The 15,119-nt window shown below is 64.6% G+C and carries 1 protein-coding gene (only partly in view); it reads right to left on the reverse strand.

The window, feature by feature from the left end:
- On the reverse strand, positions 1 to 15,119 hold the 3' end of the coding sequence (locus J3P88_RS18195) for a non-ribosomal peptide synthase/polyketide synthase (protein WP_434570761.1). 15,817 nt of this gene lie beyond the right edge of the window; 15,119 of the gene's 30,936 nt are visible here — the last part of the coding sequence; the start codon falls outside the window, past its right edge; it ends in the stop codon at positions 1 to 3.

Consider the following 15,119-nt stretch of genomic DNA (forward strand, 5'->3'; position numbering starts at 1 on the left):
TCATACGTAATCACTGGCGGCCTCCTCGTCGAGCATGGGCAGGCCGTCGTGCCACCAGGCTGCCAGGTTGTGTACGTGGGGGGCCTTGAGGATCGTGAAGTGGTTGCCCGGACCGTACCAGATGCTGAGGTCAGGGATATGCTTGCGCCATCCTTCGATCATTTGCTCCTGTTCGCGTTTATTGCCGGCTGTGTCCAGGGTTGGATCATTGGCCAGCACCAACCGCACAGGCCCGGTGTAGCGGTGTTGCGGTTGATAGACCGTGCGCAGTGCCGTACCGAAGGCCCGCGCCGGACCGCGCATGGCATCCACCGCCGAGCGCTGCGGCAACATGCCGGCCCGAACCATGCCGGCATGCAGCAAGCGCATCTGCGCGGTATCGTCCTGGGTACCGAAGACCGTGGCATCGATGCCCAAGGACTTGCCAGACGCCAACTGCATCGCCTCGATCAGCCGATTCAGCACCCCCGTCGCGGTGTAGGGCTTGCCCACCACGCCGTTGCCGCCCGGCGATTCACTGTCGATCAGCGTCAACGAGGCCACCTTGCGACCCCGGGCATTAAGGCGGGCCGCCATCTCGAACACGATCCACCCACCGAAGGAATGGCCGAGCAGATGCACCGGCCCCTCCGGTTGTACCTTGTCGATCGCGTCGAGGTACGCCTGGGCGGCGGTTTCCACGAGACTGAAAGGCTCGGTGCTGCCGTCCAGCCCACGGTGTTGCAACCCATGGATAGGCCATTCCGGACCGAACGCGTCGGTCAGCCCGATAAAACCGGTCACGCTGTCGCCAGCCCCCGGCACGCAGAAGATCGGCGCCCGGTCGGCACGTCCGCCCTGGATCGTCAGCAGCGGCTGGTAACGGCTCCTCGGCGCAGGCGTTGGTCGTGCCGCGACGGTGCCCAGCGCGTCGCTGATGGCGAGGCCCAATGCCTTGACCTGGGGGGCTTGCATCATCGTCTGGTGGTTGCCCGGGACCTTGACGCAGTGCATTTGCGTCGTGGGCAGGACAGCGTCCCAGCCCAGGTAGCCGGAATGCTCGGGCGCATCGTCCTTGCGTTCCTCGGCTATCAACAGGTGCACCGGTACGGAGATCGGATACACCAGATAATGGGCCAGGGCATGACCGTGGGCGACCTCGCGATCCAGGTACTGCCAGAGCTGGGCCGCGCTGTAGCCGGCCAGCTCAGGGGGCAGCAGGCCTTCGTCGCCACACAGTTGCACCAGGTCTTCAAGTGCGAAATCGTTCAATCGGGTCTGCAGATGGGCCAGTTTTTCGAGCACCGACGCCAGGTCAGCCTCAGCCAATATGCCGGTCTTCCAGAACACTTCGCAGCGGTCCAGTAAATGCCGAGCGTGGGCTTCACCCAATGACCAGCGCTCCCGGCCCTGATCCACCAATCGTGGCAGGTAGCTGTCGATCAGGCCGACAAACTCGACCTCTTCGTCCAGGCCAATGAGCTGGATGGCGATCTCGTAGGCCAACACGCCACCGAACGACCAACCGGCCAAGCGATAAGGGCCCTGGGGCTGGACCGAGCGGATGACCCCCACCAGCCGCGAGGCCAGGCATTCCATCGTCTGCAACTGCGGCTCGCCCCACGGGATGGCCGGCAGGCCATAGACCGGAATATCTGGATCGATGTGCTTGCCCAGCATCGGGAAGTAAAGATCCAGGCCGCTGAACTCGTGCACCAGGAACAGCGGGTTCTGCTGGCCGGTGGTGCGCACCGGTACAAAAGCCTCCTGCACCTGGACTTCGGTGCTGCGGGTCTGCAGCAACAATGCCATGGACGCGACGCTTTCGTGCTGGAACAGCTCGGCCAGCGATACCGTCAGGTTGGCTTGGGCCAGCAGCCCCAGCAAACGGACCGCCAGCAACGAATGCCCGCCCAGTTCGAAGAAATTGTCGTGGCGGCCGACCTGTTGCAGGCCCAGCACGTCTTGCCAGATCTGCGCGAGCACGGTTTCGATCTCACCTTGCGGGGCCTCGTAGACACGGCTGAAGACAGAGGCCTGGTCCGGTGTTGGCAAGGCCTTGCGGTCGAGCTTGCCGTTGGCGGTCAACGGCAAGGCATCGAGGCATACGTAGGCCGCCGGCACCATGTAATCCGGCAATTGCCCCTGCAAATGAGTACGCAGGGTCTCGATGTGCGGCGCAACGTCCAGGGCCCGTGGCGTGAAGTAAGCCACCAGGCGTTTCTCGCCCGGGACGTCTTCGCGCACCAGCACCACGGCGTCCTTGACCGCGTCATACTGGGCCAACCGGGCTTCGATCTCGCCCAGTTCGATACGGAAACCACGGATCTTCACTTGGTCGTCGTTACGACCGAGGTAATCCACCGTGCCGTCCGCGCGCCAGCGGGCCAGGTCGCCGGTGCGGTACAACAACGCATCCGGATCGGCACTGAACGGATCGGTGACGAACTTCTCAGCGGTCAGCTCAGGGCGATTCAAATACCCTTTCGCCACGCCGTCACCGCCAATGTACAACTCGCCGGTCACGCCGATGGGCACTGGCTGACGATTAACGTCCAGCACATAGACGCGGGTGTTACCAATCGGACGGCCAATCGGGATACCGCCCTCGCCCACCTGTTCGATTTCGTAGGTGGTGGTGAAGGTGGTGGCTTCGGTCGGGCCGTAGCCGTTGAGCAGGTGCAGCGGCGCACCTTCTTTCAGGACGCGGCCGATCACTGTCGGGTCGAGTACATCGCCACCGACAATCAGGTAGCGCAGTTGAGCGAACACTGACAGCAGTCCGGCGGCGTATTGATGGAACAGACCGGCGGTCATCCACAGCACGCTCACCGCTTGCTCAAGCAACAACGCTTGGAAATCCGCCTGGGACAACAGCACGTCCTGGTCAACCACCACCACGCAACCGCCATTGAGCAATGGCGCCCAGACGTCGAGAGTACTGGCGTCGAAGGCCGGGTTTGAGGCGAAAGCGACCCGATCCTCGGCGTTGAAATCGGCGTAACCGTTATTGATCACCAGTCGGCTGATCGCCCGATGTGGCACCAGCACGCCTTTCGGTGTGCCAGTGGAACCGGAGGTGTACATGATGTAGGCCACCGATTCGCTGCTTTGCACCAGGTCGAGGTTATCAGCGGCCTCGTCGAAGACCAGCGTATCCAGATCCACCCGTAGCGATGCTTCAGGCGCTAGCACGGTGCTCGACGTCAGCACGACTTGCGCCCCGCTGTCCTGCACCATGAATTGCTGACGCTCCAACGGCGCGCTGACATCCAGCGGTACATAGGCGCTGGCACACTTGAGGATCGCCAATTGGCTGACCAGCAGCTCAATGGAACGCTCCAGGGCAATCGCCACCCGATCGCCCGGTTGCACACCCAGGCCGACCAGGTGACGGGCCAGGCCATTGGCCCGGTGGTTCAACTCGGCGTAGCTCAGGCTGTGGGCGTCATGCACGACCGCAATGGCTTGCGGACGCTCCTTGGCCTGCGCCTCGAACAGGCCATGGACGGTCCTGTCCTGGGGATAGCGGCGAGTGGTGGCGTTGAAATCCACCAGTAAGTGGCGACGCTCGGCCGACGGAAGGATCGACACGCGGTTCAACGGTGTCTGCGGCATCTGTTCCAGCGCCTCGACCAGATGCTCCAAGGCGATGTTCATGTAGACACACATCCGTTGCGCACCGATCCGAGGCACCGCCAGTGCCGACACATAAAAACCTTCGCCCAGGTCATCCACCGACAAGGTCAGCGGGTAGTTGGTGCGCTCTTCACTGCCCAGGGCCTCGATGCCCTCCCAGGCGGCAAACGCTTCGCTCGACGCCGTGCCCATTGCGCTGTGCCGGTAATTGAGCAAGGCGCTGAACAACGGCAGCGGCGCGGCGACACCGCTGCAACGCTGGGCCAGGGACAGCGAGGCGTGCTCGTGCCCCAGCAGACCGGTCAAACGCCCGTGGGTGGCTTTCACCCCGTCACGCACGCCTCGGGTATCGACATCCACCCGCAATGGCAGGGTGTTGATGAACATGCCCAGTGCCCGGTCGGCGCCCTCGCCGCCCTGCATCCGGCCCATCAACACCGTGCCAAAGACCACATCCTGTCTTCCGGACACTTTGCTCAGGACTTGCGCCCACGCCAAGTGATGCAGGCTCGCGGCGCTCACCCCCAACTGACGGGCCTGGGCCCGCAGGCGCCGGCTGAGGTCGGCGGCGAGGTTGAGTCCGGCCGCTTCGATATCGCTGCCGTCGCCACGGACATCCAGCAAGCCGAACGGTAACGTGGGTTCCTCGATGTCGCCGAGCATGTCGCGGAAGAACCCTTCATGTTCCTCACGGCTCACGCCCAAGCGGGCCTGGGCCACGTAGTTGCGGAACGGCACCGCTGCGCCCAATTGGCCAGCATGGCCTAGCAGGTGCGCTTGCATCTCGTGTTGCACCACTTCCAGCGCCGTGTGGTCAAGGGCCATGTGGTGGAACAACAGCATGGCGATCCACCGCTGGTTGGCGGCGTCATGGCTGAACACCAGGCGCATCAACGGAGCCTGGCGTACATCGAGGCGCAGGTGCCGCCGGTCGAAGCGTTCGAGCAATTGCGCGGTGACGTCATGGCCCGGTTGGAAAACACACTCCTCCAGAATCAGTTGTGCCTGGCGAGCGACCACTTGCACGGGCTCGCGCAGACCTTCCCAGAGCACGGCAGTGCGCAAGATGTCGTGGCGGTCGATGACGCCTTGCAACGCGTCGACAAAGGCATCCAGCCGGGCGCGGTCCTTGAACTTGAAGGTGGCTTGCTGCACATAGAGATCACCCTGCTGCGAAGCCAGGTGGTGATACAGGATGCCTTCCTGCAGCGGCGCCAGGGCATAGATGTCCTGGACATTGCTCACGCCGCCCGGCACCGCCGCGACAACCTGTTCGATCTCCTCTTGAGTCAGATCGACCAGCGGCAGCATGTCCGGCGTAATGCGTGCGCAACCGTGGGTAATGCCGTTGACCGGCACCACAATCTCCGTGGTCCCCCCTACGGCCGCCGCCAATGCCGCCAACGTCGGCTGACCGAAGAGCACGCGCACATCGGCGCTCAGGCCCACCTGACGCATGCGTTCAATCAGCGTGACCGCCAACAGCGAGTGACCGCCCAGTTCGAAGAAGTGGTCGTGACGCCCCACCCGCGCGACCTGGAGCAACTCGGCCCACAGCTGCGCCAGCGTCGTTTCGACGCTGCCCTGCGGTGCCTCGTAGTCGCGGGTAATCACCGCGTCCAGGTCCGGTGCCGGCAGCGCCTTGCGGTCGAGTTTGCCGTTGGGGGTCAGCGGCAGTGCGTCGAGCCGGATGTAGGCGGTTGGCACCATGTATTCCGGCAGTTGCGCTTGCAGATGGGTACGCAGGGCTTCGATATCGGCGAAAGCTTCTGGCGCATGCGGGGTGAAATAAGCCACCAGGCGTTTCTCGCCCGGTACATCTTCACGGGCCAGCACCACGGTTTCCTTCACCGCCTCGTGTTGCGCCAGCCGCGCTTCGATCTCGCCCAACTCGATGCGGAAACCACGGATCTTCACTTGGTCATCGTTGCGCCCCAAATACTCGATATTGCCGTCCGCCAGGTAACGACCCAGGTCGCCGGTGCGGTACATCCGGGCATTCGTCGCGGTGCTGAACGGATCCCCCAGGAAACGCTCGACGGTCAATTCCGGACGGTTCAGGTAACCCCGTGCCACCTGCACGCCACCGATGTAGATCTCCCCGGCCACGCCCAGGGGCGCCGGTTGTCGATGGACGTCGAGCAGGTAGATCCGCGTGTTGGCAATCGGCTTGCCGATGGGCGTGCTGTCCGGGGTGTCTGCACCCGCGCAGTCCCACGCCGTCACGTCCACCGCCGCTTCGGTCGGGCCGTACAGGTTGTACAGGCCGGTGCGGGGCAGTTGCGCCTTGAAGCGCCGCACCAGGTGCCCCGGCAACGCCTCGCCGCTGCACATCACCCGCACCAGCCCCGCGCAGGCGCTTGCCTCGCCATGGGCCAGGAACACATCGAGCATCGACGGCACGAAGTGCAGCGTGGTGATGCCCTGGGCCTGGATCACTTCGCGCAGGTACGCCGGGTCGCGATGCCCGCCCGGACGGGCCATCACCAGCCGCGCGCCGCTGAACAGCGGCCAGAAGAATTCCCACACCGACACGTCGAAGCTGAACGGGGTCTTTTGCAGCACTGCGTCCGCGGCGCTCAAGCTGTATTCGTCCTGCATCCACAGCAGGCGGTTGACCACCCCGCCGTGTTCGTTCATCACGCCTTTGGGCAGGCCGGTCGAACCCGAGGTGTAGATGACATAGGCCAGGTGATGGGCATGCAAGCCTTCAACCTGCGGATTATGGGTGGGCTGCGTCGAGAACCCTTGCGCCTCATCCAGCAGCAGGGTCCGCGCCTGGGTAGCCGGCAGGCTGACCTGCAACGCGCGCTGGGTCAGCACCACCATGGGCGCGCTGTTTTCCAGCATATAGGCAAGGCGCTCATGCGGATAATCCGGGTCCAGCGGCACATACGCCGCACCGGCCTTGAGAATCCCCAGCAGGCCCGCGACCATGTCCAGGCTGCGATCGGCACAGATCGCCACGCGGTCATCCGGGCGAATGCCCAGTTCCAGCAGGCGATGGGCAATCTGGTTGGCGCGTGCATTGAGTTGCGCGTAGCTCAGCTGCGCCTCGCCAGCCACCACCGCCACAGCGTCCGGGCAGGCGGCGGCCCGCGCCTCGAACAGGCCGTGCAGGGTCAGGCCCTGCGGATAATCGACCGCCGTGCTGTTGAGCGTTTCCAGCAGATGCTGGCGTTCGGTGTCAGCCAGCAGCGGAATCTGCGCCACCAGGGTCTGCTCATCAGCCACCATGGCCCGCAGCACGCCCTCCAGGTAACCGAGGTAGCGCTCCGCCGTGGCAGGGTCGAACAGCGCCGTGGCGTATTCCAGCGAACCAAACAGGCGCCCATCGATCAGGGCCATGTCCAGCAACACGTCGAACTTCGCGGTGCGGCTGGTCACGCCCAGCCCTTGCAGTGACATATCGCTCAGTTCCAACCCCGTGGCTTCGCTGTTCTGCCAGGACAGCATGGCCTGGAACACCGGGCTATGGGACAGGCTGCGCAAGGGCCGGACCACTTCCACCACCTGCTCGAACGGCAGGTCCTGGTGCGCCTGGGCGTCCAGGGTCCGAGCCTTCACGTGTTGCAACAAGGCTTGCACTGTCAGTCCGTCCGCCACATCGACGCGCAGCGCCAGCGTGTTGACGAACAGGCCGATCAAACTCTCGACTTCCGCTTGCATGCGGTTCGCCACCGGCGTGCCGATGACCACGTCGTGCTGGCCGGACAGGCGACTGAGCACCGTGGCCCAGGCGGCCATGACTGTCATGAACAAGGTGGCGCCATGGCGTTGGCTCAACGCCTGGAGGCCTTGGGTCAGGGTTTCGTCGAGGACGATCCCCACCGCCGCGCCGGCGTGATCTTGCTGCGCGGGCCGTGGCCGATCGGTGGGCAACGTCAACAAGGCCGGTGCGTCGGCCAGGGTCTGCCGCCAGAAATGTTCCTGTTCGGCCAGGACCTCCCCGGTGAGCCAGCGCCGCTGCCAAAGGGCATAGTCGGCGTACTGAATCGGCAACACCGGCAATGGATCGTCCTGCCCCTGACGGAACGCTTCGTACAGCACGCCCAATTCATGGGTCAGCAGATCGGCGGACCAGCCATCGGAGACGATATGGTGCAGGGTCACCAACAGCGCGTGATCATCCTCTGCCATCCGCACCAGTCGGCCGCGTACCAGCGGGCCGTGGGCCAGGTCGAAGGCCTGGCGAGCCTCCTCCTCGGCCAGGGCCAGCAGCTCGGTTTCGGCGTCCGCGTGCCCTGCCAAGGCCTGGAACCGCAACGCAAAACCGACATCGGCCAGGGCAATGCGCTGTTCCACGTCCTGCCCCTGCGCCTGTACAAACGTGGTACGCAAGGCCTCGTGGCGGGCGACGATACGATCCAGTGCGCGGGTGAGCGCCGACGTATCCAGCGCGCCACGCAGGCGCAGGCCAGTGGGGATGTGATACGCCGCACTGGTGCCGTCCAGTTGCGCCAGGAACCAAAGGCGCTGCTGGGCGAACGACAACGGCAACGCCTGCTCGCGGGACACCGGCACGATACCGGGCCGGGTGCTGCGCGCCGCCTGGGAAAGCACCTGGGCCAGCGCGCTCAATTGGGGTTGGGCAAAGACATCGCTCAGGTTCAGCTCCATGCCCAATTGCGCGCGTACCTGGGCGATCAAGCGCATGACCAACAAGGAATGCCCCCCCAGTTCGAAGAAGTGATCGTGACGGCCCACCGACTCGACCTTGAGCAGGGTCTGCCAGATCTGCGCCAGGACGATTTCCGTGTGGCCTTGCGGCGCTTCATGGGTGCGGCTGGCGTACGCCTCGGCATCGGGCATCGGCAAGGCCTGGCGGTCGAGCTTGCGGTTCGGCGTCAGCGGCAGCGCCGCCAGGCTGACGAACGCGCCGGGCAGCATGTATTCGGCCAATTGCGTCGACAACTGCGCACGCAAGGTCGCCGCGTCCAGGCGCGTCCCGGCCTGCGGCACCACATAGGCCACCAAGCGTTTGTCGCCCGGGGTGTCTTCGCGCACGATCACCGCCGCCTCCCTGACCCCGGCACAGTCGCCCAGCCGGGCCTCGATCTCGCCCAGTTCGATACGGAAACCCCGCACCTTGACCTGGAAGTCGTTGCGCCCCAGGTATTCAAGGCGTCCGTCCGGACGATAACGGGCCAGGTCACCGGTCTTGTACATGCGCGCATCGGGCTGGTCGCTGAACGGGTCGGCCAGGAAGCGTTCGGCGTTGATGGCGTCCAGGTTCAGGTAACCACGCGCCACACCGTCGCCACCGATGAAGATTTCCCCCGCGACCCCGAACGGCACCGGCTGGCGGTGCCCATCGAGCAGGTAGATGCGGGTGTTGGCCATCGGCCTGCCGATGCTGGCATTGCCGAGGATGCCATCGACCGCGTCATGCTCCATGTAGGCGGCCGTGCAGGACACCGTGGCCTCGGTCGGGCCATAGGTATTGACCAATCGGGTATGGGCGGGACGCACCGCGTCCCACATCTGCAATTTCTGCGTCGACAAGGCGTCACCGGTAACGTTGATCAGCCGCACGTCGCGCAGAGGGTCCCGAGCCTGGGCCGGCGTGCCGTGCCACTCGGCCACGAGGGTGTGCCAATGGGCCGCCGTCAGGTGCAGGAAGGTCGGGCGAATATCGCCGTTCTGTTGTAACTCGGCACTGCCGAACAGCTGCCGGGTGGGCGCCAGGGTGGCGCCGGCCAACAACGCCGGGAAGATCTCCTCCACCGACAGGTCGAAGTTCAGGGTGTTCTGCTGCAGTACCGTGTCTGCCGGTGTCAGGCCGAACAAACGGATCGCATCGAGGCAATAGTTGACCAGGCCCCGGTGTTCGATCATCACCCCTTTGGGATGGCCAGTGGAACCGGAGGTGTAGATGACGTAGGCCAGGTGGCGCACGCCCAGGGAGGCAACGAGCGGATTGTCGTCACGACCGCCGGCAATCTCGCAACGCACGCGCTCGGCACGGTCGAGCAGCACCACCGGCACCGTCAACGCCGGCAGACGACCAAGCAGCTCACCTTGGCCCAGCAACGCCACCGGGGCGCTGTCGGCGAGCATGTAGGCCAAGCGTTCGGCCGGAAACGCTGGGTCGAGCGGCACGTAACCGGCACCGGCCTTGAGAATGGCCAACAGGCCGATGAGCATCTCGACGCCGCGTTCGACACAGATCGCCACCCGGTCATCCGGGCGGATGCCCTGCTCGATCAGGTGGTGGGCGACCTGGTTGGCCTGGCGGTTCAGTTCAGCGTAGCTCAGGCGTTCATCACCGAACACAACGGCGATAGCGTCTGGCTGAGCCGCGACTTGGGCCTCGAACAACTGGTGGGTCGTCTGCTCACGTGGGTACGCGGCCTGGGTAGCGTTCAGGCCCACCAGCAAATGCTCGCGTTCGAAGTTGTCCAACAGCGCGATCCGTTCGACCGGGGCCTGGTCACTGATGACCATGGCCCGCAACAAGCGCTCGAAGTAGCCGAGGTAACGTTGCACCGTGGGCTCGTCGAACAACGCCGTGGCGTATTCGAGGGCGCCAAACAGCTGCCCTTGGACCTCGCCCAGTTCCAGGGACAGGTCGAATTTGGCGACGGTGCTCGCCGCCCCCAGGCCTTCGAGTTTCAAGTCCCCCAGCACCAGTTCGGTGTTGTCATGGGTCTGCCACGACAGCATGGCCTGGAACAACGGGCTGTGAGCCAGGCTGCGCACCGGCTTGACCACTTCCACCACTTGTTCGAATGGCAAGTCCTGATGCGCCTGGGCACCCAGGGCCTGGGTCTTGACCCGGGCCAGCAAGGTGGCCACGGTCGGCGCCCCCGAGAGATCGATGCGCACGGCCAAGGTGTTGACGAAGAAGCCGATCAATCCTTCGACTTCCGAGCGCGTGCGGTTGGCCACCGGCGAGCCGATGACCACTTCATCCTGGCCTGAAAGCCGGCTCAACAACGCGCCCCAGGCAGCCATCATTGTCATGTACAGCGTGACGCCATGGCGCTGGCTCAGGGCCTTGAGGCTCGCGGTGAGGTCAGCGTCGAACACCACCGGCAACGCCGCCCCGGCATAGTCTTGTTGCCCAGGACGTGCACGGTCGGTGGGCAGCATCAGCAACGCCGGCGCATCGGCCAGGGTTTGCCGCCAGTAATCGCTCTGGGCTTGCAGCACCTCGCCACTCAACCAGCGACGTTGCCAGACCGCGTAGTCGCCGTACTGCACCGCCAAGTCTGGCAGCGGATCGTCCAAGCCATGACGGAACGCCTCATAGAGCGCCGCCAGTTCCTTGATCAATACGCCAATGGACCAGCCATCCGAAACGATGTGGTGCATGGTCACCAGCAGCACATGATCTTCGCTGTCGAGACGGATCAGGCGGCCGCGGATCAATGGGCCCTGTTCCAGGCTAAAGGTGTCGGCGGCTTCCTGGGCCGCCAGCGCGTGCAGTTGGCCCTCGGCGTCGGCCTGGCCGCCAAGGTCATGGTGCAGCAGCGCGAAACCAACGTCGGCGGGCGCGATGCACTGCCGAGGTTCCTGGCCCTGGGCCTGAACGAAGGTGGTCCGCAGGGCCTCGTGACGGGCCACGATGCGGTCCAGTGCCCGTTGCAAGGCGGGGCGATCCAGCACACCGCGCAGGCGCAGCCCGGCGGGCATGTGGTAGGCGGCGCTGGCCCCTTCCATCTGCGCCAAGAACCACAGGCGCTGCTGGGCGAACGACAGGGGCAGGTCGTCTCCACGAGAAACCCGGACGATCTCCGGCAACGTACTGCGCCCGGCCCGCGCCACGGCTTGTGCCAAGCCCATGAGCTGGGGCTGGGCGAACAGTTCCGTCAGGCCCAACTCCACACCCAGGCGCAGGCGCACCTGGGAAATCAATTGAATCGCCAACAACGAGTGGCCACCCAGCTCGAAGAACTGGTCAGGGCGCCCGACCTGTTGCAGGCCCAGCAGGTCTTGCCAGATCTGCGCCAGGGTGGTTTCGACCTCGCCTTGCGGGGCTTCGTAGCCTCGGGTGATCAGCGCGTCGAGGTCTGGTGTCGGCAGGGCCTTGCGATCAAGTTTGCCGTTCGGTGTCAGCGGCAGTGCGTCGAGGCGAACGTAGGCAGCAGGCACCATATAGGCCGGCAACTGCGCTTGAAGGTGCGTGCGCAGGGCTTCGATGTCGATTGGCGAATGCTGGGTGAAATAGGCCACCAGGCGCTTGTCGCCTGGCATGTCTTCACGGGCCAGGACCACGGCTTCGTTCAAGGCATCGTGTTGAGCGAGCTTGGCTTCGACCTCTCCCAACTCGATGCGGAAACCACGAATCTTCACCTGATCGTCGTTGCGGCCCAGGTATTCGATGTTGCCGTCCGGCAGGTAGCGACCCAAGTCGCCAGTGCGATACATGCGGGCATTGGGAACCTTGCTGAATGGATCGTTCAGGAAGCGTTCAGCCGTGAGGTCGTCGCGGTTCAAATAACCCCGCGCTACCCCGGCGCCACCGATGTAGATTTCACCCGGCACGCCCAGCGGCACCGGTTGTTTGTGTTCGTCCAGCAGGTAGAACTGGGTATTCGCCACCGGTTTGCCGATGTGCGCGGCAAACCCTTCCTCACGGGCCATCGACACCCAACTCGAATAGGTCGTGGTTTCCGAAGGGCCGTAGAGGTTGCACAGGCGCTTGACCTGGGTCTGCTCGAACAACGTCTCCACCAGGCTGCGCTTCAAGGCTTCACCGGCCACGTTCACCGTGTCGACGCCCTCGCCCAATCCGCCCGATTCCAGCAACGCCTTGAGCGCCGAGGGCACGGTATTGATCAGGGTGATGTCGTGCTCACCCTGTTGCAGTTCCAGCACATTAGTGACCACGTCGATGCTGCCGCCAGACGTCAGCGGCGCGAAGCACTCGTAGACGGCCAAGTCGAAGTTCAGCGAAGTCGAGAACAGGGTTTTAGCCAAGGTCTGCGAATCGAACGAACGATGGGCCCAGGTCAGGAAATTCACCGTGTTGCGGTGCTCGATCATCACGCCTTTAGGCTGACCAGTCGAACCCGAGGTGTAGATCACGTAGGCCAGGTGCGACGAGCTCAGGCCCGGCACCTGCGGATTGGGCGCTGCCTCGTCCTGCCAGACACCCTTGTCGAGGTCGATCACTGGCACCGACGTCTCGCCCAACAGGTGGCGAGTGCTGCCTTGAACCAGGATCGCCGCCGGGGCACTGTCTTGCAGCATGTAGGCGATCCGATCCAGCGGATACGCCGGGTCCAACGGCACATAGCCGCCGCCGGCCTTGAGGATCGCCAGCAAGCCCACCACCATATCGACGCCGCGCTCGACACAGATCGCCACCCGCGCATCGGGCTGCACGCCCTGCTTGCGCAGGTAATGGGCCAAGCGATTGGCGAGGCCGTTGAGCTCGCGATAATTGAGCTGTTGCCGGCCGTGACGCACCGCCACGGCATCCGGCGTGCGCTGCACCTGTTCCTCGAACAACCCGTGGAGGGTCTGCTCCCGGGGGTATTCGGCCTGGGTGGCATTGAAGTCCACCAGCAACCGTTCGCGCTCGGCCGCCGGCACGATCGACAGTTCCCGCAACGCCAGGTCTGGCGTGTGCTCCAACGCGGCCACCAGGCTGTCCAGTGCCGTGTGCATATACCCGCAGACACGCTGGGCTCCCACTTCGGCCACGGCCTGGGCGGTGAGCCGGAAACCTTCGCCCAAGTCGTCCACGTTAAGGCACAACGGATAGTTGGTGCGCTCTTCCATGCTCAGGGTCTGGATCCCGTGCCAGGCCGAGATGGCCGTACCGGATACGGCTTCAACGGCACTGTGGCGATAGTTCAGCAATGTGCTGAACAACGGCAGCGAGGCCGGTACGCCGCTGCAACGCTGCGCCAGGGACAACGAGGCGTGCTCGTGTCCGAGCAAGGCCGACAACCGGCCATGGGTCGCCCTGACTCCGGCGCGGGCGCCTTGGACGCCGACACTGACGCGCAATGGCAGCGTGTTGATGAACATGCCCAGGGCCCGATCGGCCCCGTCACCGCCCTGCATCCGCCCCATCAGCACGGTGCCGAACACGACCTCTTCACGGCCCGAAACCCGCCCGACCACATGCCCCCAGGCCAAATGGACCAGGCTTGCCGCACTCACGCCGAGTTGACGGGCCTGGGTCCGCAGGCGCCGGGCCAGCGTGGCATCCACGTCCTGATGGGCTTCTTCGATGCCGCTGCCGTCGCCCTGCACATCCTGTAGACCGAACGGCAGCGCCGGTTCATCGATATCGCCGAGCATCTCGCGGAAAAACCCTTCGTGCTGCTCACGACTGACCCCAAGCCGCGCCTGGGCCACATGGTTGCGATACGGCACGGCGGGCGAAAGCAAGTGCGCCTGGTCCAAGAGGCTGGCTTGCATCTCATGCACCACGACTTCCAGCGCCGTGTGGTCCAGCGCCATGTGATGGAACAACAGCATGCCGACCCAGCGCTGATTCGCCACGTCCTGGGCATAGGCCAGGCGCATCAACGGAGCCTGGGCGATGTCGAGGCGGTAATGCCGCGGATCGAATCGCCCGTGCAGTTGCTGCACCACATCGCCCCCCGCCGGGTCCACCTCGACCTCTTCCAGGCCCAGGGTCGCGTGGCGCCAGACCACTTGCACCGGTGCCGCCAGACCTTGCCAGACCATGCTGGTACGCAGGATATCGTTACGCGACACCACGCTCTGCAAGGCGTGGGCAAAGGCTTGCAGCCGTTCGCGGGTGTCAAAGCCGAACAGCACCTGCAACACGTAGGGATCGCCCTGCTCCGCGGCGAGGTGGTGGTAGAGAATCCCTTCCTGCAACGGCGCCAGGGCGTAGATGTCTTGCACATTCGCCACGCCACCCGGCACGGTGGCCACGATCCGGTCGATGGCGTCCTGGTCCAGATCGGCCAGGGGCAGCATGTCCGGGGTGATGCGGGTACAGCCATCCGCAATCGTGTTGGCCGGCACCACAATGTCCCTGACGCCGCCAACCGCGGCGGCCAACGCGCTCAACGTCGGTTGCCCGAACAGCACCCGCACATCGGCGGCCAGGTCGACCTGGCGCATGCGCTCGATCAGTTTCACCGCCAACAGCGAATGGCCGCCCAACTCGAAGAAGTTATCGTGACGGCCGACCTGTTCGAGTTTGAGCAAGTCCTGCCAGATGCGGGCGATGGCTGTCTCGACCTCGCCTTGCGGGGCTTCGTATCCACGGCTGATCACGGCCGACTGATCCGGTGCCGGCAAGGCCTTGCGGTCGAGCTTGCCGTTGGTGGTCAGCGGGAACGCCTCGAGGACCATGAAGGCGCTGGGCACCATGTAGTCCGCCAGCGAAACCAGCAACTGCTTGCGCAGGTCGACAGCCGAGAGCGAGGCACTTTGCGCGGCAATCAGGTAAGCCACCAGGCGCTTGTCGCCTGGCTCGTCTTCACGGGCAATCACCACCGCCTCGCTGACCCCTTCGCAGGCCGCCAGCGTCGCTTCGATCTCGCCCAATTCGATACGGAAAC

The sequence above is a fragment of the Pseudomonas sp. Z3-6 genome, assembly GCF_051131985.1.
GTDB classification, from domain to species: Bacteria; Pseudomonadota; Gammaproteobacteria; order Pseudomonadales; family Pseudomonadaceae; genus Aquipseudomonas; species Aquipseudomonas zanjanensis.